25 protein-coding genes are annotated in these 23,391 nt (G+C 42.4%); 8 read left to right on the top strand and 17 right to left on the bottom strand.

The annotated features are described in order from the left end of the window. Window positions 1-58: 58 nt before the first annotated feature. The 3 genes from ACFGVR_RS18580 (at window position 59) to ACFGVR_RS18570 (ending at window position 2,738) form a co-directional block, all read left to right on the top strand. Entirely contained in the window at window positions 59-1,309 is a 1,251-nt protein-coding gene (locus tag ACFGVR_RS18580) for a sulfate adenylyltransferase subunit 1 (RefSeq protein WP_448698903.1), read from the top strand. A gap of 179 nt (window positions 1,310-1,488) precedes the next feature. Then, window positions 1,489-2,007 (top strand): YceI family protein, encoded by a 519-nt coding sequence (locus tag ACFGVR_RS18575; protein WP_448698902.1) that lies wholly within the window; start codon window positions 1,489-1,491, stop codon window positions 2,005-2,007. Between the two features lie 110 nt (window positions 2,008-2,117). Further along, on the top strand, window positions 2,118-2,738 hold the full coding sequence (locus ACFGVR_RS18570) for an L-threonylcarbamoyladenylate synthase (RefSeq protein WP_448698900.1): 621 nt from the start codon (window positions 2,118-2,120) through the stop codon (window positions 2,736-2,738). A gap of 104 nt (window positions 2,739-2,842) precedes the next feature. Here the strand turns inward: ACFGVR_RS18570 and ACFGVR_RS18565 are convergent, their stop codons facing one another. Beyond that, on the bottom strand, window positions 2,843-3,658 hold the full coding sequence (locus ACFGVR_RS18565; RefSeq protein WP_448698899.1) for an SDR family oxidoreductase: 816 nt from the start codon (window positions 3,656-3,658) through the stop codon (window positions 2,843-2,845). Between the two features lie 17 nt (window positions 3,659-3,675). Then, on the bottom strand, window positions 3,676-4,293 hold the full coding sequence (gene recR, locus ACFGVR_RS18560) for a recombination mediator RecR (RefSeq protein WP_448698897.1): 618 nt from the start codon (window positions 4,291-4,293) through the stop codon (window positions 3,676-3,678). Window positions 4,294-4,431: 138 nt separating this feature from the next. Here recR and ACFGVR_RS18555 point away from each other — a divergent pair, with 138 nt between their 5' ends. Together ACFGVR_RS18555 and ACFGVR_RS18550 are read left to right on the top strand one after the other, a co-directional pair. Then, complete coding sequence (locus ACFGVR_RS18555) at window positions 4,432-5,922, top strand: sodium:solute symporter (protein ID WP_448698896.1); 1,491 nt, start codon at window positions 4,432-4,434, stop codon at window positions 5,920-5,922. Window positions 5,923-6,025: 103 nt separating this feature from the next. Beyond that, window positions 6,026-6,733 (top strand): LOG family protein, encoded by a 708-nt coding sequence (locus ACFGVR_RS18550; protein ID WP_448698895.1) that lies wholly within the window; start codon window positions 6,026-6,028, stop codon window positions 6,731-6,733. Between the two features lie 63 nt (window positions 6,734-6,796). Here ACFGVR_RS18550 and rlmF read toward each other — a convergent pair whose 3' ends face one another. After that, window positions 6,797-7,741: a 23S rRNA (adenine(1618)-N(6))-methyltransferase RlmF gene (rlmF, locus tag ACFGVR_RS18545; RefSeq protein ID WP_448698894.1), complete on the bottom strand. Its 945-nt coding sequence runs from the start codon at window positions 7,739-7,741 to the stop codon at window positions 6,797-6,799. Window positions 7,742-7,961: 220 nt separating this feature from the next. Between rlmF and msrB the strand changes: the two genes are divergently transcribed. Further along, window positions 7,962-8,459, top strand: coding sequence for a peptide-methionine (R)-S-oxide reductase MsrB (gene msrB / locus ACFGVR_RS18540; protein ID WP_448698893.1), 498 nt, complete (start codon window positions 7,962-7,964; stop codon window positions 8,457-8,459). Between the two features lie 32 nt (window positions 8,460-8,491). Here the strand turns inward: msrB and ACFGVR_RS18535 are convergent, their stop codons facing one another. The 10 genes from ACFGVR_RS18535 to trpD form a co-directional block, all read right to left on the bottom strand. Continuing rightward, window positions 8,492-9,304: a helix-turn-helix domain-containing protein gene (locus ACFGVR_RS18535; protein ID WP_448698892.1), complete on the bottom strand. Its 813-nt coding sequence runs from the start codon at window positions 9,302-9,304 to the stop codon at window positions 8,492-8,494. 12 nt (window positions 9,305-9,316) lie between these two features. Then, the gene (locus ACFGVR_RS18530; RefSeq protein WP_448698891.1) at window positions 9,317-10,213 is read right to left on the bottom strand and encodes an oxidoreductase; all 897 of its coding nucleotides are present in this window, start codon (window positions 10,211-10,213) and stop codon (window positions 9,317-9,319) included. Window positions 10,214-10,312: 99 nt separating this feature from the next. Further along, on the bottom strand, window positions 10,313-10,855 hold the full coding sequence (locus ACFGVR_RS18525; RefSeq protein ID WP_448698889.1) for a hypothetical protein: 543 nt from the start codon (window positions 10,853-10,855) through the stop codon (window positions 10,313-10,315). A 65-nt stretch (window positions 10,856-10,920) separates the two neighbouring features. Then, window positions 10,921-11,418 (bottom strand): molybdopterin-dependent oxidoreductase, encoded by a 498-nt coding sequence (locus tag ACFGVR_RS18520; RefSeq protein WP_448698888.1) that lies wholly within the window; start codon window positions 11,416-11,418, stop codon window positions 10,921-10,923. 13 nt (window positions 11,419-11,431) lie between these two features. Further along, a complete protein-coding gene (locus ACFGVR_RS18515) occupies window positions 11,432-12,574 on the bottom strand; it encodes a cytochrome-c peroxidase (protein ID WP_448698887.1) in 1,143 nt (380 codons plus the stop codon). Between the two features lie 46 nt (window positions 12,575-12,620). Beyond that, window positions 12,621-13,358: a glycosyltransferase family 2 protein gene (locus tag ACFGVR_RS18510; RefSeq protein WP_448698885.1), complete on the bottom strand. Its 738-nt coding sequence runs from the start codon at window positions 13,356-13,358 to the stop codon at window positions 12,621-12,623. Window positions 13,359-13,406: 48 nt separating this feature from the next. Next, on the bottom strand, window positions 13,407-14,180 hold the full coding sequence (trpA, locus tag ACFGVR_RS18505; RefSeq protein ID WP_448698884.1) for a tryptophan synthase subunit alpha: 774 nt from the start codon (window positions 14,178-14,180) through the stop codon (window positions 13,407-13,409). An 89-nt stretch (window positions 14,181-14,269) separates the two neighbouring features. Next, window positions 14,270-15,451, bottom strand: a complete 1,182-nt coding sequence (gene trpB, locus ACFGVR_RS18500; protein WP_448698882.1) for a tryptophan synthase subunit beta — start codon at window positions 15,449-15,451, stop codon at window positions 14,270-14,272. Beyond that, a complete protein-coding gene (locus tag ACFGVR_RS18495) occupies window positions 15,448-16,062 on the bottom strand; it encodes a phosphoribosylanthranilate isomerase (protein ID WP_448698880.1) in 615 nt (204 codons plus the stop codon). Before ACFGVR_RS18495 ends, trpB begins: the two co-directional genes overlap by 4 nt. A 3-nt stretch (window positions 16,063-16,065) precedes the next feature. Next, entirely contained in the window at window positions 16,066-17,055 is a 990-nt protein-coding gene (gene trpD / locus ACFGVR_RS18490; RefSeq protein ID WP_448698878.1) for an anthranilate phosphoribosyltransferase, read from the bottom strand. A 259-nt stretch (window positions 17,056-17,314) separates the two neighbouring features. Here trpD and ACFGVR_RS18485 point away from each other — a divergent pair, with 259 nt between their 5' ends. After that, window positions 17,315-18,280 carry an ion channel gene (locus ACFGVR_RS18485; RefSeq protein ID WP_448698876.1) on the top strand — a complete coding sequence of 322 codons (966 nt, stop codon included), beginning with the start codon at window positions 17,315-17,317 and terminating at the stop codon, window positions 18,278-18,280. Window positions 18,281-18,282: 2 nt separating this feature from the next. Here ACFGVR_RS18485 and ACFGVR_RS18480 read toward each other — a convergent pair whose 3' ends face one another. The 4 genes from ACFGVR_RS18480 to gatB all read right to left on the bottom strand — a co-directional run bounded on the left by ACFGVR_RS18480 (window position 18,283) and on the right by gatB (window position 22,568). After that, window positions 18,283-19,002 (bottom strand): RluA family pseudouridine synthase, encoded by a 720-nt coding sequence (locus ACFGVR_RS18480; protein ID WP_448698874.1) that lies wholly within the window; start codon window positions 19,000-19,002, stop codon window positions 18,283-18,285. Window positions 19,003-19,172: 170 nt separating this feature from the next. Next, a complete protein-coding gene (locus tag ACFGVR_RS18475; protein WP_448698872.1) occupies window positions 19,173-19,862 on the bottom strand; it encodes a response regulator transcription factor in 690 nt (229 codons plus the stop codon). A 91-nt stretch (window positions 19,863-19,953) separates the two neighbouring features. Beyond that, window positions 19,954-21,099, bottom strand: coding sequence for a redoxin domain-containing protein (locus tag ACFGVR_RS18470; RefSeq protein WP_448698871.1), 1,146 nt, complete (start codon window positions 21,097-21,099; stop codon window positions 19,954-19,956). Next, window positions 21,096-22,568, bottom strand: a complete 1,473-nt coding sequence (gatB, locus tag ACFGVR_RS18465) for an Asp-tRNA(Asn)/Glu-tRNA(Gln) amidotransferase subunit GatB (protein ID WP_448698870.1) — start codon at window positions 22,566-22,568, stop codon at window positions 21,096-21,098. The genes ACFGVR_RS18470 and gatB overlap by 4 nt, the downstream gene beginning before the upstream one ends. Window positions 22,569-22,723: 155 nt before the next feature. On the opposite strand from gatB, the gene ACFGVR_RS18460 reads away from it, so the two are divergent. Next, complete coding sequence (locus tag ACFGVR_RS18460; RefSeq protein ID WP_448698869.1) at window positions 22,724-23,353, top strand: hypothetical protein; 630 nt, start codon at window positions 22,724-22,726, stop codon at window positions 23,351-23,353. Window positions 23,354-23,391: the final 38 nt, after the last annotated feature.

Here is a 23,391-nt window from a genome sequence, read left to right as displayed (position 1 = left end):
AAGGTGAAAAATGTAAAACCCATCGTCCATCTTACCTCATCCACTTACATAAATACAAATGGATATACTTAAATTTTTAACTGCCGGAAGCGTTGACGACGGTAAAAGCACTTTGATCGGCCGTTTATTGTACGATAGCGATTCGATCTTAGTTGATCAGCTGGAAGCGTTGCAAAAAAGCAATCGCAAAAACGACGATGGTACTATTGATCTGGCCATATTAACAGATGGCTTAAAGGCAGAGCGCGAGCAAGGCATCACTATTGATGTAGCATACAAATATTTTCAAACTGATGCACGTAAGTTTATCATTGCCGATACCCCGGGCCATATTCAATATACCCGCAACATGGTTACCGGTGCATCAAACGCCGACCTGGCAATTATATTGATCGATGCCCGCAAAGGCGTTATCGAGCAAACTATCCGTCACTCCTACCTGGTATCATTATTAGCGTTGCAGCATGTGGTTGTTGCCGTTAATAAAATGGACATGGTAGATTATGATGAGGACGTTTTTAACAAGATCGTTAAAGACTATCAGGCCATGGCTGCCAAACTGAACCTGAACGAAGTAACCTATATTCCGGTAAGTGCGCTTAAAGGCGATAATATTGTTTACAAAAGCGACCGTATCCACTGGTATAAAGGCAAAAGCCTGTTAGATCACCTGGAAACAGTACCGGTTGATGTGGATGACAGTACCGACCATGCCCGGATGCCTGTGCAATGGATCATTCGTCCGCAAACCGACGAACTGCACGATTATCGCGGTTATGCCGGCAGGGTACTGAGCGGCTCGTTCAAGGTTAATGATAAGATAACTGTGTTGCCTTCGGGTTTTCATTCAACCATCAGTAAAATTGAATTTTTTGACCGCGAGCCCGCCGAAGCATCAGCAGGAATGTCGGTAACGCTGCATTTGGAGGATGAGATTGATATCAGCCGCGGAGATATCTTAGTAACTGCACAGTCACATCCTAAAGTATCGCAACTCATTGAGGCCGATCTCTGCTGGATGGATACCAAACCAATGGATACTTCTTTAATGTATTTGGTGCAACATAACAGCAAAACTACCCGCTGTAAAATACAGGATATATTGTACAAGGTAAATATCAATACTTTAGAGCAGGTTAACGCTGATAGCTTCCAGTTGAATGATATTGGCCGGATTGTGTTAAAAACCGCCGAACCTTTGGCGTTCGACCTGTACCAGGAAAATAAAGCCAATGGCGGCGCGATCATTATTGATAGCCGAACCAATTTAACTGTTGGCGCTTTAATGTTCAGGGCCATTGCTGATTAAATAATAGCATCACAAAGTCAGAACAAGAGCGCCTTTATATGGCGCTCTTGTTGTTTAAAACAATCGCCCTGATCTGCCTGTTAAAGTTTCACTATTTGTTTACACTGAAATTACATGTTTAAACATTTAATTTATTTATCTTTGTATCATCAAATCATAAACATTAAAAAATTAAAATCATGGCAACAACAAAATGGGCTTTAGACCCAATGCACTCAGAAGTTCAGTTTAAAGTTAAACACTTAGTAATATCTACAGTAACCGGTTCATTCAAAACATTTGAAGGTACAGTTACAGCCGAAGGCGATACATTTGAAGGCGCACAGGTTGAGTTTAGCCTCGATACTAACAGTATTGATACCAACCAGAAAATGCGCGATGACCACTTAAAAGGCCCTGAATTTTTTGACTCGGAGAAATATCCAAAGATATCTTTCAAATCAACATCGTTAACTGATGATAAATTAACCGGAAACCTGACCATTAAAGATGTAACTAAACCGGTTACGCTTGATGTTGATCATGGCGGTACTGCAACCGACTTTTATGGCAACTTAAAAGCTGGTTTTGAGGTTACCGGCAAAATTAACCGTAAAGAGTTTGGTTTAGTTTGGGATGGCATTACAGAAGCAGGTGCAGTTGTTGTGGGCGAAGATGTGAAACTGATCATCAACGCACAATTTGCAAAACAAGCTTAACTGATCTCATATATATATACTCCTTGAAAGGCCACCTGGTAACGGGTGGCTTTTTTATTTGGTTATATTTGTTAAACACAAACCGTTAAATGGTTTGTTTATGGAGTATAATGCTTATAAAAATCTACCCCGAAAACCCCAATCCCAAAGCAATTGAAGAGGTTGCAGCTGTATTACGCAAAGGCGGATTGATCATCTATCCTACCGATACCGTTTACGGACTGGGTTGCGATATCACCAATCACAGAGCGATCGAGGCTGTTTGCCAGATCAGGAAGATCAAACCCGAAAAAGCAAATTTTTCGTTTATCTGCTCCGATCTCAGGCACATATCCGATTATATCAGGCCTATTGATAACACAACTTTCCGGGTGCTGAAAAAGGCCTTACCGGGTCCATTTACATTTATATTTAATGCCAACGGTAATGTACCGAAATTACTAAGCAGCAATAAAAAAACAGTAGGTATCCGTGTACCCGATAATAACATTGCGCGTGATATTGTAGTCGCGCTCGGCAATCCTATCCTCTCAACTTCCATCCACGATGACGACGATATTATTGAATACTCTACCGACCCCGAACTGATCCACGAAAAATACCAGGATTTGGTCGATATAGTGATCGATGGCGGTTATGGCGATAACGTACCCTCAACCGTGGTTGATTGCACTACAGGTGATTTTGAAATTATCCGTGAAGGTAAGGGTGAGTTGGAGATGTATTTATAATTGCAAAAACAGTCATGCCGAATTTATTTCGGCATCCCACATAAAGGCAAAGCGACAAACTTATCCTGAGGGATTCTGAAACAAGTTCACAATGACCAGGACTTTTATCTCAACAACGGATCTCTTTCCTTTGTAAAAACTTTATAAACCATTTTATCAAGCATAGCAGGGAAAAACTTGCTTAACAGTACCGTCAGTTTGCCTTGCGTGGTCATAATGATAGTTCGTTTACGGGTCTCTATCCCATCGGCTATCAATTTGGCTACTGCTTCAGCGCTCATCATTTTTTGCTCGTTCATGCTGCTTTCGCTTTGCTCGCTGCCATCAGCTGTCAATGCGGTATTACGGATATTAGATGAGGTAAAACCCGGGCAGGCAGTCATTACATGCACACCGGTTTTTAAATTTTCTTCGCGAAGCGAATCTAAAAAACCATTCATGGCAAATTTAGATGCCGAATAACCTGTACGCCCCGGCAAGCCTTTATAACCGGCTATTGACGACACGCCAACAATACTTCCCTTATTTTTAGTTATTTGGGGCAACGCATATTTGGTGCAATAAACAGTACCCCAAAAGTTAACGTCCATCAGGCGTTTTAAAACAGTTACATCGGCATCCTTAAATAGCGCACGCATCGATATGCCTGCATTATTAATTAAAACATCAATAGTTTTAAACGTTACCAATGCCTGGTTAATTAAAAACCTGCATTCCTCCTCACTGGTTACATCGCATTGTACCGCAATGGCCTTTACATTATACAGGCCCTCAAGATGCTGACCCAATTCGCACAAGGCCACATATTGGCGTGCACCCAATATCAGGTTAGCACCCCTTTTGGCAAACTCAACAGCCATAGCCCTGCCTATACCGGATGATGCACCGGTTATAATAACTACTTTTCCTTTTAAACTCATATTAAATATTGGTGTATTTATCGCGTCAAAGCGCTTTCGTAAGGGACGCGTGTGGTTATTGAGCGTCCCAGGGTTATTTCATCAACATACTCCAACTCGCCACCAAAGGCAATACCACGGGCTATGGTTGATATATTGATACTAAAATCTTTTAATCGTTTGTGCAGGTAAAAAATGGTAGTATCGCCCTCCATAGTTGCGCTTAACGCGAAGATCACTTCTTTAACCTCATCCGTGCGTAAGCGTTCTATCAGTGAGTCAACTTCCAGATCGGCAGGGCCAACACCATCCATAGGTGATATCAACGCGCCTAATACATGGTATAAGCCATTGTACTGGCTGGTATTTTCAATAGCCATCACGTCACGTGTATCTTCAACCACGCAAACCAAACTACGGTCGCGCTTGGGCGCCGAGCATATCTCACAAACCGGCTGATCAGCTATGTTATGGCATACACTGCAAAATTGTATCTCGTTACGTAATTTATTGATCGCTGTGCTAAACCGCTCCACATCATCCTTATCCTGGTTCAATAAATGCAGCACTAATCTTAAGGCCGTTTTTTGTCCCACTCCCGGTAATTTGGCAAATTCGGCCACCGCTCCTTCCAGCAACTTCGACGAAAAGTTCATTTTGCTAAATTAACTATTTCGGTGGAAAATGTATGAGGTACAATGGAAGATGTTTGCTTGTCTTTACATTTTCCATCTTACCTTTCACATCTTCCATAATTATTCCTATAATTGATTTCACATCGTACCAAATCAATTATGTCTCCACTCATACTCCTCTCCTTTATCATCGGTTATTTCCTGATACTCATTGTTATTTCGTTTCTTACCTCGAGCAAATCATCAGATAATGATACTTTCTTTGTAGCCAACCGTAACTCCAAATGGTACCTGGTTGCTTTCGGCATGATCGGTACGGCACTAAGCGGGGTAACTTTTATATCCGTGCCCGGCAAGGTAGGCGCGCCGTCCGGCGATCAGTTTGCGTATTTTCAGTTCATATTAGGCAATGCCGCGGGCTTTATTATCATCGCAACCGTATTGCTGCCATTATATTATCGCTTAAAACTCACATCCATATACAGCTACATCGAAGGCGCCCTGGGCACCTGGAGCTATAAAACCGCGGCGGCTATATTTCTCATCAGCCGTACCATTGGCTCTGCATTCAGGTTATACCTGGTGGTAATAGTTTTACAGAAATTTATTTTTGATGCTTACCATGTTCCTTTTGCGGTAACTGTAATGATCTGTTTGCTACTTATCTGGCTTTATACTTATCGTGGTGGCTTAAAAACCATTATCATTACCGATAGCTTGCAAACGTTGTTCCTGGTATCGTCGGTGTTCCTGTCTATTTATTTTATCTGTAAAAGCTTAAACTACAATATATTTGAAGCTGCCGACGCTATTAAAAACAGCAGTTATTCAAAGATCTTTTTCTTTACCGATTTCCTTGGCAGCAAGTTCCACTTTGGTAAGCAGTTTTTGGGCGGTTTGTTTATTACCGTTGCCATGACTGGCCTCGACCAGGACCTGATGCAGAAAAACCTGAGCTGTAAAAACATAGGCGAAGCACAAAAAAACATGTTCAGCTTTACCGGGGTTTTTGTGGTGATCAATATCTTCTTTTTAAGTGTAGGTGCATTATTGTATATGTACGCACAAAAAAACGGCATCACAGTTGCAAAAACCGATTATCTCTATCCTACTATCGCCTTACAATACCTGGGCATTGTTCCGGCAATTGTATTTATGCTGGGCTTAACGGCAGCCACGTTTGCCACTACCGATTCGGCACTAACCGCTCTTACAACTTCATTCTGTGTCGATTTCCTGAACTTTAATAAGCGCAGCGATGTCAACAGCAAAAAAAATGTAAAAGCGCGCCACTACGTGCATATTGCCTTTTCGGGATTAATGTTTTTAACCATCATCGTTTTTAACAGCATCAACAACGATGCGGTTGTAGGTGCTATATTTAAAGTAGCCTCATACACCTACGGCCCATTACTGGGCTTATACTCTTTTGGCTTGTTTGTTAAAAGCCGCCAGGCTGCCGATAAGCTGGTACCATTCATTTGTCTGATATCGCCTGCGGTATGCTTTTTCCTAAGTACTTACTCCAAAGCATGGTTTGGTGGTTATGTGTTTGATAATGAACTCATCATCGTAAATGGTTTGATCACTTTCGTGGGATTATGGGTCACCTCATCGCACAAAGCACAAAATATTACCGCAAAAGCATAAAAGCTTAACGAATATTTAATGCATAACCCGCGCAAATCCGTACCTTAGCTCTTTATTTCGAAAATTAAAATACTCCGCAAAGGGCGGAGTCAGGAGAACATCTATGACAAGTGAAGAAAAAATCAGACAGGCGTTTGAGAACAAAAACTGGCAGGAGATCAAGGTAACCGATAGCTGGCAGATCTTTAAAATTATGGCCGAATTTGTTGACGGCTTTGAAAAAATGGCCAAAATAGGGCCATGTGTATCTATATTCGGTTCGGCACGTACTAAAAACGATAACCCTTACTACAAATTATCAGAAACTTGCGCCCGCCTGTTAACAGAGCGCGGTTATGGTGTAATATCAGGCGGTGGCCCCGGCATTATGGAAGCTGCCAACAAAGGAGCTTATGAAGCCGGCGGTAAATCAGTTGGCTTAAATATCGAATTACCTTTCGAGCAGTTTCACAACAAGTATATCGACAGGGATAAAGTAATGCAGTTTGATTACTTTTTTGTACGCAAGGTAATGTTTATGAAATACTCACAGGGCTTTATCATTCTGCCCGGTGGTTTTGGCACCATGGACGAATCGTTCGAAGCGATAACGCTTATCCAAACCGGTAAGATAGCCCGTTTCCCTATCGTGTTTGTAGGTACCGATTACTGGGGTGGCTTATTTAAATGGGTGGAAGAAAAAATGCTTGCACAAGAACATAACATCAGCCCCGATGATCTGAACCTTTACCGTTTGGTTGATACCGCCGAAGAAGCTGTTGAACACATCTTCAGGTTCTACGATAAATATGTATTGAAACCTAACTTTTAAAGTTTACCGATCAAACAAAAAGCTCTTTATGATAAATAAGGAGCTTTTTTATTTTCAGCCTGCTCACCATTGATTGCGCTCTTCCTGGTTTAAAAACGTCCAGGCCAAAATTCGGCTTACCTTTTGCCCCTGCGCCATACTGATCGTTTTCACCTCAACAGCGCCGGCCTTCTCCAATGCGCGATAACATGAGGTCAATGTTTCTTTTTTAGAGATCAATGTGGTAAACCACAGGCACTGCTTTGCAAAACCAATGCTTTCATCAATCATCCGTCGCACAAAACGTTCTTCGCCACCCTCACACCAAAGCTCCGCGTTTTGGCCGCCAAAGTTTAAAACCTGTTTGGCATTATCTTGCCGACCAAGATTTTTCCACTTACGCTCTGTACCGGCAGCCGCTTCTTTTGCCGACGAATGGAACGGAGGATTACATATCGTCAAATCAAACCGTTCACCGGGGTTAATTATGCCAGTAAAAATGTTTTGTGTCGAATTTTGCTTCCGGATGCTGATGGCTTTAGATAATGAGTTAACCGTTACAATGTTTTTTGCAGAACGGACAGCACGCTCATCAATATCCGAACCCACAACGCTCCAGCCATACTCGTAATTACCTATCAACGGGTAAATACAATTGGCCCCGGTGCCTATATCCAGCACTTTTGTGTTTTTTCCTTTTGGGATCATACCTTGATTGGTTTCAGCTAACAGATCGGCCACGTAATGAATATAGTCAGCACGGCCGGGTATAGGCGGGCATAAATAGCCTTCCGGGATATCCCAGTGCTCAATAGTATAAAACTGTTTTAGCAAGGCCTTATTCAGTGCTTTTACAGCCAGCGGATTTTTAAAGTCGATAGATCTATCACCAAACTGGTTTAACGCAACATAAGCTGATAATTCAGGACAGGCATCTATCAATTCTGAAAAATTATAGCGCTGCCTGTGTCTGTTGCGCGGGTGCAGTTGATCCTTTTCCTCTGTGTTTGGCTTTCTACTTGCTGGCATTTGAGTATTTGCAGCTAAATTATTTAAAATTTTCACTGTAACCGTAAACACGCACACCAGCTTGTCTTAAATATGTGAGACTACTTTCTGCCCCAGCCCCCGTACCTTTGATAATTACTTTGTAATAATTAAGTTTCCTGGTACCGCGATGGTACTAAATATCGTTCTTTGAAATATAAAAACCATGTAAGGTTTATAGTAAAACAACTACTAAGTCCATATGAAAAGAACAAACATAGCCATATCCACCCTATTGCTATTGGCACTACAAGCCTGTAGTCAAAATCATACCATCAAACCAGGCAGTTCCGAAGATGTCAAAACCTTTCCGGGTGCCAAACCAAACAGCTACTGGAAAACTGTGTTATCATCTGATGCTTACGATATTATGGTCAATAAAGGTACCGAGCCTCCATTCAGAAACCCGTATTGGGATAATCACAAAAAAGGCATTTACTTAAGCGCGGCCACCGATAAGCCGCTGTTCAGTTCTGATGCCAAGTTCGATTCGGGCACAGGCTGGCCAAGTTTTTTTAAGCCTATCAATGATAAAGATATCATGATCGTTGAAGACGATTCATACGGCGAAGTACGGCAGGAAGTTGTGGAGCGTAGCACAGGCTTACATCTCGGTCATGTATTTGACGATGGCCCTGCACCTACCGGCAAACGCTATTGTCTTGATTCGTATGCCTTAAAATTCGTTCCGGCAAAATAACTGATAAGCAGGGCACATAATACCCTGCTTCGCTAAATTTTAGTTGGCGCAACGCCGTAAGCTTTTTTAAACGCGAACGAAAAATGCGAAAGATCCTCAAAGCCGAGGTCGAGATAAATAGTCGATGGCGACTTCCCTTTCTCTTTGATCAGGTAATGCGCCTCCTGCAGCCTGCGTTTTTGTAGCCACCGGCTCGGCGAGGTGTTAAATATCTTTTCAAAATCGCGTTTAAAAGTAGCCAGGCTTCGCCCGGTTAAATAAGCAAACCGTTTAAGCTGTACATTAAAATGAAAGTTTTTATTCATAAAACCTTCCAGGTCAATTTTGCCGGGATCGCTAAAATCAAACAATACATTTTTCAGTTCAGGATTAGTTTGCAACAAGATCAAAATAGCTTCCCGTAGCTTAAGAGCCATCAATTGCTCGTTACCCGGCTGCTCTTCGGTATTCTGGTATGGCATTACCGAAGTGATATAAGCTGCCAAAAGTCTATCCGGTTTCAATTCGATAACACCGGGTACAGTAACGGTACTTTTCTCCGCCTTGTAACCATATTCCATACTAAAATTTCGCAGCGTTTGCTGGTCAAGGTATACCGATAAGGTTTTAAACTCGCCGCCCGCAGGCGGCTGTTTATTAAACTTAAGCAATTGATTTTTTCTGATAAACCTGTACTCGCCTTCGCTAAACGTATAATTTTTATCACCATCATTCAGCGTAAGCGTGCCCGATATCTGGTAACTAAACACATGGTCTGCCACAAACTGCTCCCCTTCGCGATTACGCGTTGCATAACACGAATACAAAATGGGCAACGATTTGCTTTTCTCTTCTTTGGTAGGCATCCTCAAATTTAATTATTCCTGTTTATACCCTTTTAAACCCAGGTATGATTGCCCTTCTTTAGTTTCAAAAAAGTTAACCGCATCCTCATGGTCTGTCGAAACGCTTACCGGCAGCCATTTTTCCAGCTCGGCTAATTTACCGGCTTCTGAACTTTTAACTATTCCGATAGCTTCACTACCCAATATCAGGTGTAAGGGCGGCTCCGGGTGATCAATGATATCAACCATTACTTTTGCTGCCTTATCGGGATCACCCATCGGCACAAAGCTACCGCTTTTAAAAAAGCCTGCCCGTACATCAACGGTCCATTCATAGCCTTCAATACTTTGCGCATAGGTCATCGAGTCGCCCGCCCAATCCGTACGGAAACCTCCGGGTTCAACACACGTTACTTTGATACCCAGCGGTGCCACTTCTTTTGATAAACCTTCGCTAAAACCACCAAGACCAAACTTAGCAGCCTGGTAAATGGTTATCCCGGCGCTACCGGCACGGCCGCCAACCGAACTGATCTGTAAAATATGCCCCGACCGTTGTTTACGCATGTAAGGCAATACCGCGCGGGTTACGGCAATGGGTGCGTACAGGTTAGTTTCCAGTTGACTGCGAACCTGCTCATCGGTATAAGCCTCGGCAGCGCCCGTTATGCCAAAACCTGCATTATTAACCAGCACATCTATTCGCCCAAAATGTGCAATCGTTGCTTCAACTGCGATATTGATCTGTTGTTGATCAGTAACATCCAGTTGAATTGGCAATACCTTACCGGGATACTTTTCCGTAAATGCTTTCAATTGTTCGGTATTACGGGCGGTTGCCGCAACTTTATCTCCGTGGGCAAGTACTGCTTCTGTAAGGCTTTTTCCCAATCCCCGGGAGCTGCCTGTTATAAACCATATTCTTTCCATTTGTTTAATATTTATGTTAAACAAAGGTGCTGGGTTTACAGTCGTTCCAATTTGTTAAAAAGCTCAAATTACTTTGTTGAAACGCTCATTTACTTAATCTTAACGCCAGCCGATCAGGGAAAATTCAGTGGGTGGGTCTATCAGGTTATCATTTGCAAAGCGGATACAAAAATTCAGGTTTGTTTCAAAACTATTGGATGACGCTGAATTGTCTCCGCTGATGCTGTTCCCTGATATAAACTTAAGCTCTTTTGTGTTTTCAATAAAGTTGGCATAAACGTCAGCGATACCACCAAACGGGCTGTTAAACACATACCTGTAATGCACAGCATCGTACACTAATGCCATGCTATCATCATAGGTAATTGATGCGACATCTGCCAGGTCTTCGGGTTGCGGAGGTGCGGGTTGCGATTTTAAAAAACCACGGTCAAACTCTTCAATCGCATCAAAAGTTGTTAAAAGCGAATGCGAAAATTCAGTTCTGTAAGTAACCAACGGAAAAACAGTGCTTAATCCATCGCCTATAGGCTTGCTTCCATACATAGTTACCGAAACATTGCCTGATACCTGGGTTTCATAAATAAAAACAAGTTCGGCAAAAAGTATATCGTTTTTAAGCACCCGTAAATTTCTGTCCATTGTGCAATTTAATTGAGTAGATGATGTTGGTTAAAATACAAAAAATACGGGTATCTGTCAAAACATCATTTAGCAAAAACCACTTTCATACTGGTAACCTGTTTCATACATCGTGCTGGCTTCTTATCATCCTGCACAATAATCCGGAACGGCCCATCACCGGCTGCCAACGGCTTGCCATCTATCGTATCAGCCAGTATAATTGCTCTGTCGGTAAAACTTTTATCCAGTTCGGCCAAAGCAAATACAACCTGGTAACCATCACTGGCTTCAACCAATAAATATTTGGTCAGGTTTTCCCCTCTTAACTGCTGCCCCATGGTTACGCCGGCCTTTGTCAGGATATCCGATAATACCGCGCCTGTATAAATATGATCTTTACCGTCCTTGTCTTTACGGGTAACCGTCACCTGGGTAAACTGGTGCAGATCGGTAAGTGTCAGATTTAGCGGCGCAGTAACTTCTCCGGTTACCTTAACGGTTGCAGCTGTTTGTGCATTGGTTATTACCGGAATGGTTAAACCAATAAAACCGATAAGAGCGATAAGCAATTGTTTTTTCATAATATAGATGCATCTATTTTTTTATAGGATGTAAATGCGGGTCCGAAAATTCGGGATTGGTAATAAAATCTTTGTCGGTCAGCATATTTAAAAACGCGATGATCTCTTTCTTTTCCTTCGGAAGCAGTTTCAATGTTTGCCCGCCAACTTGGTTACTTTCTCCCCTAAAAACCGTACTTAGCGATTCCGACTGTTTAACATGGTCGCTGTAATGGTCAAGCACCTCGTCTAAGGTTTTAAAACGGCCGTCGTGCATATACGGTGCAGTTAAAGCAATATTTCGTAGTGTAGGTACCTTAAACCGGCCACGGTCGCCGGCTAAGCCCGTTAAGGTTTCAATGCCTTTATCTTTCGCGATGCTATCCAGGCCGTTATTGTGAAATAACTCCATATAAGTTTTAGCACCCCCATGGCAATGTGCGCAATTTGCCCCGCGGATGCCTTTCTCGGGTTGTGGCCCGGTGTTAAAAAGCTCCATTCCCTTTAGTTCTTCTGTAGTAGGTTGGTATGCTTTGCGCAGATATTGGTCATACCGCGAGTTTGCCGATATCAAAGTGCGCTCAAACTGTGCTAAAGCTTTAACTATCCGCTCTCCGGTAATATTTTCATCGCCATAAGCTGCCATAAATAAAGCAGGGTATTTGGGTTCGGCATTCAGTTTTTTAACTGAGGCTTCCAGCGATTGCCCCATTTCGTGCGGATTGGTTAATGGTATAGCAGCCTGCTCTTCTAAACTTGCTGCACGGCCATCCCAAAAAAACTTACGCGTCCACAGCAAATTAGCCAACGACATGGCGTTGCGCTTGGTTTCCACACCATCTGCGCCCACACTAAACGGGCGTCTGTCCGTAAATGCAAACTCTTGCTTATGGCAGTTTGCACAGTTTAAAGTATTGTTGACCGATAAACGTGGCTCGTAAAACAACATCCGCCCCAGGTAAACACCTTGCTTTGTTGTGGGGTTATCATCTGGTATGTTGACGCGGTTACCAAAGTTGGCAGGGTAATTAAACTGGTATGGCCCGGTGGGCATCACCTCGCGATAATAGCTCCAGGCAGATAGAGTTACGCTGATAATTAACAACAAAAATACAGCACCAGGTTTATTTAACCTGGCAACAGGTCTGTTTATCAAGGTATCTCTTCGAAATTTCAATTGCTGTTATTGCTAAAGCAAATTTGGGCATTTTTAATAACGATAGCTACTGACTTTTGCCCTTCACTTTCCCTATAATAAGCTTATAATAAAAATAAGGAATCATTATCCTATTTTCTGTTTTCAGGTGTTTTTTTACTGCGCGGTGCAAATTTCCGCCAACATCAGAAGTGGCTGTTTTATTGGTTCCATCCGAATGGAATGTACCCAAAACCTTATCCAACTTAACGATATTGAACTTTTTGTAAGCACGCAATAAAAACCAGATATCCATAGCATAATGGTCGTCAATGGGGAAATCGCCAAGTATTGCCTGCATTTTACGGGTATAAAAATAGCTTACCGGGTTATTAGGGAACAGGTTTAACCAGTATTGAACAATATCCAGGTATTTGTGCGATGGCACCCTTATCGAGCTCCCTTCAGGATTAATAAATACCAGGTTACCAACTACCATATCAATGCCCGGTTTGCTTTTAAAGGTTTTAGCAATTTCTTTAAAGGCATTGGGCGCAAATTCATCATCAGCATTCAGGTAAACGATCACATCACCGGTCGACATGTTAAATGCCTTGTTCATAGCGTCCGACTGGCCTTTATCGGGTTCTGATACCCATTTCAAATGCTCGTCGTATTTTTCAAAAAGCTCGAGCGAATTATCAGTCGACCCCCCGTCTACAATAATGTGTTCGTATGGCTCATAATTTTGAGCTATTACGCTTTGTATCGCTCGTTCGAGATATTTACCGGTATTATACGACGGGGTTAGAACACTTATTTTCATTCAGGGGGCAGCTCAAATATGATCTGTAATTGCCGGTAAGTTAACAATTTATCCTTTAAATTGCTTTATAAAATTGCTTATTCCATTTAAATAATTTTCATCCGATCCCAGGTATTTCACAAACGCACTCCCCACTATGGCCCCGGTATTGTATTCGCAGGCTTTTTTATACGATGTTTTATCGGCGATACCAAAACCTACAATGGTTGGGTTTTTCAGTTGCATATCCTTAATACGTTTAAAATACGTATCCACCACATCGCTCATCTGCAAACTCTTACCGGTAATAGTTGACGACGACAGCAGATAAATAAAGCAATCACTTAACTCATCAATTTTGCGTATCCGGTCTGTTGATGTTTGTGGCGTTACCAGGATGATATTGCTCAGGTTATTATCCTTAAAGTATTTACTGTAAAGCTGCTCATATTCGTGCATCGGCAAATCGGGCACAATAACACCATCTACACCAACGTCGGCAGCCTTTTTACAAAAGCACTCCACTCCGTATTGTATCATCGGGTTGGCATACCCCATCAGGATAACCGGGATATTAACGCGATTACGCAGGTCAGCCAGTTGATCGAACAATACATTCAGGTTCATCCCGTTATCGAGCGCTATTTGCGAGCTATGCTGTATGGTCGGCCCGTCAGCCAGCGGGTCTGAGTATGGAAAACCTATTTCCAGAAAATCCGCACCCGCTTTTTCCAGTGCCTCGGCAATAGCAACCGTGCTGCTCAATGTGGGATAACCCGCTGTATAATATATCGATAACAGGTCCTTTTTACCCGATGCGAAAAGCTTTTGTAGTCTGTTCATTTTTAGTCGATAGTCCATGGTCAATAGTCCATGGAAATATATTAATAAAAAACTATGGTCTATGGACTATGGTCCATGGACTAAAAATCTTAAAAATTAAAGTAATCAATATACGTCGCCAAATCCTTATCCCCTCTTCCCGAAAGGCAAATGATCACGTTATCATCCGGGTTAAATTTCATCTTTTCCAGCTGTGCCAGGGCGTGTGCTGTTTCAATAGCCGGGATAATGCCTTCTAACTGAGAGCACAATAAACCTGCTTGTAAAGCTTCATCGTCTGTAATGCTCACATATTGTGCGCGCTTAATTTTATGCAGATGTGCGTGCTGCGGACCTATACCCGGGTAGTCCAACCCGGCCGAAATTGAGTAAGGTTCAACAACCTGCCCGTCATCGGTTTGCATTAAAATAGTACGGCTGCCGTGCAAAATACCTTCACGCCCCAATACCGATGTCGCTGCCGAGTGGCCGCTGTCAACGCCTTTACCTGCTGCTTCAACCGCTACCAGCTTTACACTTTCATCATCCAAAAAGTGATAAAACATACCCATAGCATTGCTGCCACCGCCTACACAGGCCATTACATATTCGGGCAAATGCTTACCGGTATGTTCAAATAACTGACTTTTGGCTTCCGCCGATATGATAGACTGGAAACGTGCCACCATTTCGGGGTACGGATATGGCCCCACTACAGAGCCTATAATATAATGCGTATCAACCGGGTTATTGATCCAGTCGCGCATAGCTTCGTTAGTTGCGTCCTTTAACGTTTTACTGCCCGATGTTGCAGGCACTACGGTAGCACCCAGCATCTTCATCCGGGCAACGTTTGGCGCCTGGCGCTCAATATCTATCTCGCCCATATACACCACGCATTCAATACCTTTTAAGGCACAAACCGTAGCCGTAGCTACCCCATGCTGCCCGGCACCTGTTTCGGCAATAATGCGTTTTTTACCGAGCCGTTGCGCCAGTAAGATCTGCCCTATGGCATTGTTTATTTTATGCGAGCCTGTATGGTTCAGATCTTCCCGCTTAAAAAAGATATTAGCGCCATAACGCTCCGAAAAACGTTTGGCTAAATATAACGGCGACGGGCGGCCCACATAGTCTTTTAAAAGCTGATCGAACTCTTCGATAAAGCTCTTATCGGTAGTAATGGCCATATACTGCTGGCGTAATTCTTCAACGTTGGGGTACAACATTTCGGGAATATATGCTCCGCCAAAGTCACCATAGTAACCTAAATCGTTAACTCCGTATTTCATGCTTGTTTTAATAAGTTAAATGCTTTTGTTAAAAGCTCAATATTTTTTATACCGGGGGCTGTTTCAAACCGGCTGTTTAAATCAACACCGTAAAACATAGGATGTTTAAGTTCCTGTACTTCAGCCAGGTTATCCATACTTAAACCACCACTTAAAAAGAAAGGCACATTAAGGCTGTATTTCTGTAAGATATCCCAATTGAAAGTTTTACCCGAGCCGCCGTGCTGCGCTGTTTTAGTATCGAACAAAAAATAATCTACGGAATCTTTGTAAGGTTCAAGTACATCGAAAACAAAGTTCTCGTCCACACCAAAGGCTTTTAAAACTTGTACGCTACCTTTAAAGTGAGCACAAAATCCGGGGCTTTCATTCCCATGTAATTGTATAGCATCAAGATGGTAACGATGGATCATTTCCTCAACCCTGCCTTCATATAGATCTACAAAAACACCGGTTTTTATAATGTTTTTGGGTACTGCGTTTAATGCATTTTCATTTTTAACAAATCGTGGTGATTTAGGATAAAAAATAAAGCCGATATAATCCGGGTTAAGCTCTTTTAATTGCTTAACATTATTCATATCCGTCATACCACAAACCTTGATCTTCATTGCTTAATTACTTGTCAGATTTTTAAAGCTGATCAATGCCTTTTTACTTAACAGCGATTCCTCGGCTTCGTAATAGCAATCGGCAAAGCTTTTATCCGCGTTAAGCGTTTGTATGGCCAGGGCCGCGTTGCACAGTACCACATTTGTTTGGGCCGGGGTTGCTTCGCCAACCAAAACACTGATAAAAATATCAGCCGACTCAGGTACGGTATTACCACCTGCAATTTCAACAGGCTGCAGTTTTTTAAAACCCAGATCAGTGATCGAATTGATCTTCTCTCCTGCCTTACCGAATGTTTTAAAGTCGCAGGTTAATGATACTTCATCATAACCTTCCAAAGCGTGCAGTATGGTATAGTTTTTATCTGATTTTTGATAGAGGTAAGCATACAGTCTTGCCAATTCCAAACTAAATACGCCTACTATCTGGTTCTTCGGTTTTGCCGGATTAACCATTGGCCCCAGCATATTGAAAAAGGTTTTCACACCTAACTCTTTACGTATAGGCGCAACAGTTTTCATAGCCGGGTGGAACAACGGCGCATGTAAAAAGCAAATATTTGCTTTATCAATGCTGCGTTTTAATTTGTCCATATCGCTGGTAAACTGGTAACCCAGGTATTCCATCACATTTGATGAGCCACACCCCGACGACACACCGTAATTACCATGTTTAGCCACCTTATACCCTGCCCCGGCTACCACGAACGATGCCAGGGTTGAAATATTGAAAGTGTCCTTTCCATCGCCGCCGGTACCGCAAAGGTCTATCAGTTCATCGGTGCCTAAGTCTACCGGCAGGCAAAGCTCAAGCATGGCGTCGCGAAAGCCCTCCAGCTCGTCAACCGTAATATTCCGCATACAGTAAGCCGTCATAAAGGCTGCCATTTGCGAATTGTTGTATTTGCCCTGGGCAATGTTGGTCAAAATAGTTTTCGACTCATCCTTGCTAAAGGTTTTGTGCTCAAAAAGGTGATTTAGTATCGATTTCATCTTATAATTCTCAACTTCCACTAATTACTACCCTCAGGGAAGGTTATTGGGATTACAATAAAAAAGGGCTGCCATTGGCAACCCTTTCAATATATTTAGCATAGTTTAAACACAGGGATTGCCTTACGATTACTCGTTAAGCCACCACCAATTGTTATTTAAACCTGTTTTTTTCATTTTGCTGCACAAATATGGAAATTGTTTTTTCTAAAAACAAGCTTTATGATAAATTTACAGGTATTAGCTTCATATTTACAGCATGGGATTTAAGAAAGTAAAATTTAACCCCGAAAACGATCTTGGTTTTGGCACTCAGGCGGTTGTTAAAAATCAACGATTGATCAACCAGGACGGATCGGTGAATGTTAAACGCAAGGGGTTATCGTTTTTTGATACCTCAAACAATTATCATACGCTGATTACCATGCGCTGGACTAAATTCTGGCTGCTGGTATTAAGCGGGTACATCATCATCAATCTGATTTTTACCTGTATTTATCTGGCTATCGGAGCAAATAATCTGATAGGATCAGAGGGCCAGACTCCTATGAGTCAATTTTTTGATGCGTTCTTTTTCTCCGCTCAAACTATATCTACGGTTGGTTACGGGCATATCAGTCCATCCGGCGTGCCTACCAATAGCGTTGCAGCGCTCGAATCCATGATGGGTTTATTGTTGTTTGCCTTGGCTACCGGTTTACTATACGGGCGTTTTTCGAGGCCGACGGCCAAAATTGTTTACAGCAAACACATGATCGTAGCACCTTACGGCGAACATGGCTTAGGTTTGATGTTCAGGCTGGCCAATCAACGCCGAAGTTCGCTCATCGATCTGCAGGTTGAGCTTAACCTGTCATACGTGGAAGATGTTGACGGCAAACCTGTCAGGCGGTTTGTACAACTGGATCTGGAACGTAAAAAGGTAAGTCTGCTCAGCTTAAACTGGACAGTAGTGCACCCGCTTGACGAGCACAGCCCGCTAAAAGGCGTTACTTATGATGAGATGCTCAAAGCGGAAGTTAACTTCACTGTTTTACTAAAGGCTTTTGATGATACCTTCTCGCAAACAGTGCACTCGCGTACCTCCTACCAGGCCGATGAAATAGTTTGGGGCGCCAAATTCAAGCCTGTTTTTAACCGCGATGGCGACGGACAGATCGTGCTCGACCTGAGCAAGATCAGCTTGCACGAAAAGATTGAAATTGATGAGCTTTTTCTGGTTTGATATTAGCTATCAAACTTATCCAGCAACTTCAATAAAGTTTCAAAATCTTTTGGATACGGCGCGTGTATGGTTACCGGTGTATCTTCGTTGGTTTTAAAACTCACCTCGTAAGCGTGCAGCGCAAACCGCTTCATAATGGGTAGTTCTTCCTGGTCTTTGCCAATACGGTACCCGCGTTTTATTTCCGAAAGAAATACCGGCTTTCCTTTGTACATCTCATCCCCGGCTATCGACGCGCGTTGTGTGGCTAAGTGTATACGGATCTGGTGCATGCGGCCGGTAACCGGGCGGCAATCAACCAGGGTATAGTGTTTAAAATATTTGATGGATTGAAAATGCGTTTCGGCCTTTTTACCCTCCTGCCTGCTGATGGTTACGTTACCCTTGCCGGCATTTAATATCGGCAGATCTATCTGCAGGTCTTCAAAAACATGTGTGCCCTCAATAATGGCATGATATACTTTTTTAACCCGGCGCTTTTCAAACTGGATGGACACATAGCGATAAGCTTCCGGATTTTTGGCAATAATTAACGCGCCTGATGTTTCTTTATCCAACCGGTGGCATATCTGTGCGTCTTCGCAGTAGTTTTTAGCCAGGCGCAGCATATTGATCTCACCGCCTTCGCGCTCATCAAGCGAACTTATGAACGGTGGCTTGTTAACTACTATAACATCATCGTTTTCAAACAATATCAGGTCCTGGAACTTGGGTATCTTCATTTCGCTGCAAATATCGTAATATTTCGGATATCGGATTTGGGATTTCGAATTTGTGCCAGGCAAACGGCTTAGAAACAAAAAAGTCTCCCTGTATATCACAGAAAGACTTTTTATTTAAGTCGACTATTCTTAATTAAATAAATCCGAAATCGAACATCCGAAATCCGAAATCAATGTAGCTCAAACTTATATCCTACACCTTTTACGGTAGACACATAAGTTTCACCCAGTTTCTCGCGTAATTTACGGATATGCACATCAATGGTTCGGTTGGTAACCACTACCGAATCTTCCCAGATGTTCTTTAAAATGATCTCCCGGGTATATACTTTGCCTGGTTTTGAGGCCAGCAGGTATAATAATTCAAATTCTTTTTTCGCTAAAACTACCTTTTCGCCACCCTGAAAAACCAGGTAAGCTTCGCGGTCAATAACCAGGTCGCCAATTTCCAGTTTGTTATCCGATACTTCTTCGGTTGGCGAATTACGTCTTAATATTGCATTAATACGGCTAACCAATGCACGGGGTTTGATCGGTTTCGCTATATAATCATCGGCACCAACGTTAAAGCCGGCAATTTCAGAGTATTCTTCGCTGCGGGCGGTTAAAAAAACCATAAAGGTGTTTTTAAATTCGGGCATAGTGCGCATAATGCGGCAGGCCTCAATACCATCCATCTTAGGCATCATAATATCCAGTATGATCAGGTCGGGAAGTACCTTTTTGGCCTCAGAAACGGCTTCTTGTCCGTTGCGCGCAGTAAATACGTGGTAACCTTCTTTCTTTAAATTGTATTCTATCAACTCCAAAATATCCGGCTCATCGTCAACAATCAGAATCTTTTGTTTTGAACTGCTCATGTGTATTTTTTGTGTAAATGTATAACCTTAATTATAGCAAAAGGTTAAATACATATTAACAAATTGTTAATGCTTACATTAACTTAACTTTTTATTGAGGCTTATTAAACGTTTTGTTCAAAAAAGCTTCAAGTTCAACACCTGTAATATTTTTAGCGATAATGATACCTTTGGGGTCGATAATAAAATTAGAAGGGATAGCCTCTACTTTAAATTGTTTTACGGTAGGCCCTTCAAAGCGTTTAAACTCAGCCGCGTGGCGCCATGTCAGCTTATCTGCAGCTATGGCTTTTTGCCATGCCTGGCGATCCTCATCTAAGGTGATACCCAATATGTTAAGGCCCTTATCTTTAAATGCTGCATATTGCTTAACCACGTTAGGGTTTTCCTGGCGGCAAGGCTGACACCATGATGCCCAAAAATCGAGCATTACATATTTGCCTTTATAGTCTGATAATTTAACCGGTTTGTTGTCGGCATCGAACAAAGTAAAATCAGGCGCGGTATGGCCAACCGAAACAGGTTTTACAGCAGCCATGGCTTTCACAAAACTTTGTACATCTTTATTACCCGGAAACTTATCTTTTATTTCATCCGCGTAAGCAACTAACTGCTGCTCATATTTATATTTATCTAATGATTTTGATGCAATAAAGCCCGCAAGCGAGTTTTTATTCGAATCGATAAAAGCCCAGGCCCTTGCACCATAGTTATCCATATTTTTGATAAACTTTGGATAATACAAGGTATACAGCGCATCCGAGTCGGCTTTGTTTTTGGCAAGCTTTGTTTTGGCGCCATACTCATCACTAAGTTTGGTGGTAATTGCCGAAAAGTAATTGCTCATTTTGTTGAGCCTATACATATTTTCCGAATCATCCGATCCTGACACCTGGTAGCTGTAAGTAGTATCCTTACCATCCAGCTTAAACGATATTTCATCGCCGTTTTTGGCAATAATATCATAGGTACGGCTGCCGATCAATAATTTATAAAAAGTTGGAAAAAATGCCTGTCGCTTAAACGAAAATTTGTGGTCATCGTTTATCACTGTCGAATCAACTGTTACCATTGAATAGCTCAGGGCGGTATCGGGCTGCAATAGGTAAACACTATGCAGTTTCCCCGGGTTATCAATTTGCCCCTTAAGCACAAAGGCATCATTATCCTTACATGATGATACGAATGCGATCGCACACAAAAAGCCCGCTAAACGAGTTAATGTTTTTATTTTCATTTTGATGATTCTAATACTTCAATTAATAACTGGTTTGTTTTTTTAGGATCTATCTTTCCTTTCGATATTTTCATGATCTCACCCATAAACAAACCCAAAACGCCCTTTTTCCCTTTATGGTACTCTATCACCTTATCGGGATGTTTGGCCAGGGCCTCTTTAATAAACGAGGCTACGTCGGATGAATTTTGATCGATAACCAGGTTTTGCTCTTCGGCAATTTGCAAGGCACTTTTACCCGGATTTTTGATCAACTCCGGGAATACTTTTTGCGCAGCCACAGAACTGCTTACCTTGCCGCTTTCAACCAGTTGAATAATATCAGCCAGTTTTGCCGGACTTAACGAAAACTCGCTCATTTGCAGGTTATTTTCGTTTAAGTATGATTTTACGGTACCCATCATCCAGTTTGCGGCAGTTTTATAATAACTGGTTTGGCCTATCAGCTCTTCAAAATAAATGGCAAGCTCCTTATCAGCAGTAATTACCGAAGCATCATACGCCGGTAAGCCAAGCTGCCCGGTATATTTATGGTAAAGCTGTTTTGGCAAAGCAGGCATTTTTTCGCGGATGCGCTGTACTTCGGCTTCTGTTATGATCACAGGCGGCAGGTCGGGATCGGGAAAATACCGGTAATCGTTAGCCATTTCTTTCGATCGTAATACTGATGTTTCGCCGGTATCAGCATCAAAATTAAGCGTATTCTGGTCTATCACCCCTCCTGCTTCAATCACCTCAATCTGGCGTAAAAACTCATGCTCAATAGCGCGCTGTACATTACGGATGGAATTGAGATTTTTAACCTCGCAACGGTTACCCAACTTCTCTGTTCCTTTTAACCGAACCGAAATATTGGCATCGCAGCGCATACTACCCTCTTCCATATTGCCATCGCAAATATCCAGGTAACGCAACAAACGGCGTATTTCGGTTAAATACTGGTGGGCTTCTTCTGAGCTGTGCATATCCGGTTCTGATACGATCTCCAGCAACGGTACGCCCGCACGGTTTAGGTCGATCAGCGATTCGGTATCATGCTGATCGTGCATACTTTTACCAGCATCTTCTTCCATATGAATATGGTGGATGGCTATCTTTTTCACTTCGCCGCTCTTTAGTTTTACTTCCACGTTGCCGCCTATACAAATAGGTTCGGTATCCTGGCTTATCTGGTAGCCTTTCGGCAGATCGGCGTAAAAGTAGTTTTTACGGGCAAAATGATTATGCAGATTTATCCTGCTTTCAACGGCTAATCCCATTTTAATGGCATACTCAACCACTTTGCTGTTTAAGCGCGGTAAAGTACCCGGGTGACCTAATGAAACCGGGCTGATATGGGTATTGGGTTTTGAACCAAAAGCAGCTGAATCGGACGAGAAGGCTTTGCTTGCTGTAGATAGTTGTGCATGTACCTCTAATCCTACAACTAACTCATATTTATCGGTGTTAATAAGGGTTGTATTTGTCATTCTCTGTTCTCGTTGCTCCATCAGACGGATTAACGTTGCCAAACTTACATAAAATTTCTTTTTTTTAAATCGATGCGGGGTTTTACTACATGTTTAATACATAAAGCGGCATTATAATTGAATATCTTGAGCAGTATACTTAAACAAAACAGAACATGAAGAAGCGTTTATTAGTTGGTATTGTAAGCAGTATTTTGCTGCTATGTACCACAGTGCCAACAAAAGCACAGATCAGTTTCCATCTCAATATAGGCACACAACCCGTATGGGGACCCGAGGGTTACGATCAGGCTGATTATTATTACATGCCCGATATTGAAAGTTACTACAGCGTGTCAACCCACCAGTTTATTTATATGAACGGCGGACGCTGGGTATATACGAATAATTTACCGCCAAGATATGCTAATTATGACCTGTATTCAGGATATAAAGTAGTTGTAAACAGGCCACGGCCGTATTTAAACTTTAACCAGGACAGGGTGCAATATGCCCGTTACCGGGGATATCGTGGGCACCAGGTGGTAATACGCGACTCAAAAGACGAGCGTTACCATGGCCATGGTGGCAACCCGCACGGCATGCCGCCGGGCCAGGCTAAAAAATATGATAATCACGATAACCGCGACAACCATGGCGACCATAGGGATCAGGGACATGACAACCGAGGTGACCAAAAAAATCACGGTAATGATAATCGCGGTAACCAGCAAGATCAAAAACATGGCAATGATAACAAAGGTCATGATGATAAAGGTGGCCACGGCCACGGACATGGTAACTAATAAAATTCGTTTCAGATAAAAAAAGCGCCCGGTAGTTA

The organism is Mucilaginibacter aureus (assembly GCF_053514885.1).
Note: the sequence above shows the minus strand (reverse complement) of the source record. Positions and strands in the feature narration are given on the sequence as shown.

What these genes read in the sequence shown, in the direction of transcription:
- ACFGVR_RS18580 (WP_448698903.1), top strand. Translation starts at nt 59, where the DNA reads ATGGATATACTTAAATTTTTAACTGCCGGAAGCGTTGACGACGGTAAA.
- ACFGVR_RS18575 (WP_448698902.1), top strand. Translation starts at nt 1,489, where the DNA reads ATGGCAACAACAAAATGGGCTTTAGACCCAATGCACTCAGAAGTTCAG.
- ACFGVR_RS18570 (WP_448698900.1), top strand. Translation starts at nt 2,118, where the DNA reads ATGCTTATAAAAATCTACCCCGAAAACCCCAATCCCAAAGCAATTGAA.
- ACFGVR_RS18565 (WP_448698899.1), bottom strand. Translation starts at nt 3,658, where the DNA reads ATGAGTTTAAAAGGAAAAGTAGTTATTATAACCGGTGCATCATCCGGT.
- recR (WP_448698897.1), bottom strand. Translation starts at nt 4,293, where the DNA reads ATGAACTTTTCGTCGAAGTTGCTGGAAGGAGCGGTGGCCGAATTTGCC.
- ACFGVR_RS18555 (WP_448698896.1), top strand. Translation starts at nt 4,432, where the DNA reads ATGTCTCCACTCATACTCCTCTCCTTTATCATCGGTTATTTCCTGATA.
- ACFGVR_RS18550 (WP_448698895.1), top strand. Translation starts at nt 6,026, where the DNA reads ATGACAAGTGAAGAAAAAATCAGACAGGCGTTTGAGAACAAAAACTGG.
- rlmF (WP_448698894.1), bottom strand. Translation starts at nt 7,741, where the DNA reads ATGCCAGCAAGTAGAAAGCCAAACACAGAGGAAAAGGATCAACTGCAC.
- msrB (WP_448698893.1), top strand. Translation starts at nt 7,962, where the DNA reads ATGAAAAGAACAAACATAGCCATATCCACCCTATTGCTATTGGCACTA.
- ACFGVR_RS18535 (WP_448698892.1), bottom strand. Translation starts at nt 9,304, where the DNA reads ATGCCTACCAAAGAAGAGAAAAGCAAATCGTTGCCCATTTTGTATTCG.
- ACFGVR_RS18530 (WP_448698891.1), bottom strand. Translation starts at nt 10,213, where the DNA reads ATGGAAAGAATATGGTTTATAACAGGCAGCTCCCGGGGATTGGGAAAA.
- ACFGVR_RS18525 (WP_448698889.1), bottom strand. Translation starts at nt 10,855, where the DNA reads ATGGACAGAAATTTACGGGTGCTTAAAAACGATATACTTTTTGCCGAA.
- ACFGVR_RS18520 (WP_448698888.1), bottom strand. Translation starts at nt 11,418, where the DNA reads ATGAAAAAACAATTGCTTATCGCTCTTATCGGTTTTATTGGTTTAACC.
- ACFGVR_RS18510 (WP_448698885.1), bottom strand. Translation starts at nt 13,358, where the DNA reads ATGAAAATAAGTGTTCTAACCCCGTCGTATAATACCGGTAAATATCTC.
- trpA (WP_448698884.1), bottom strand. Translation starts at nt 14,180, where the DNA reads ATGAACAGACTACAAAAGCTTTTCGCATCGGGTAAAAAGGACCTGTTA.
- trpB (WP_448698882.1), bottom strand. Translation starts at nt 15,451, where the DNA reads ATGAAATACGGAGTTAACGATTTAGGTTACTATGGTGACTTTGGCGGA.
- ACFGVR_RS18495 (WP_448698880.1), bottom strand. Translation starts at nt 16,062, where the DNA reads ATGAAGATCAAGGTTTGTGGTATGACGGATATGAATAATGTTAAGCAA.
- trpD (WP_448698878.1), bottom strand. Translation starts at nt 17,055, where the DNA reads ATGAAATCGATACTAAATCACCTTTTTGAGCACAAAACCTTTAGCAAG.
- ACFGVR_RS18485 (WP_448698876.1), top strand. Translation starts at nt 17,315, where the DNA reads ATGGGATTTAAGAAAGTAAAATTTAACCCCGAAAACGATCTTGGTTTT.
- ACFGVR_RS18480 (WP_448698874.1), bottom strand. Translation starts at nt 19,002, where the DNA reads ATGAAGATACCCAAGTTCCAGGACCTGATATTGTTTGAAAACGATGAT.
- ACFGVR_RS18475 (WP_448698872.1), bottom strand. Translation starts at nt 19,862, where the DNA reads ATGAGCAGTTCAAAACAAAAGATTCTGATTGTTGACGATGAGCCGGAT.
- ACFGVR_RS18470 (WP_448698871.1), bottom strand. Translation starts at nt 21,099, where the DNA reads ATGAAAATAAAAACATTAACTCGTTTAGCGGGCTTTTTGTGTGCGATC.
- gatB (WP_448698870.1), bottom strand. Translation starts at nt 22,568, where the DNA reads ATGACAAATACAACCCTTATTAACACCGATAAATATGAGTTAGTTGTA.
- ACFGVR_RS18460 (WP_448698869.1), top strand. Translation starts at nt 22,724, where the DNA reads ATGAAGAAGCGTTTATTAGTTGGTATTGTAAGCAGTATTTTGCTGCTA.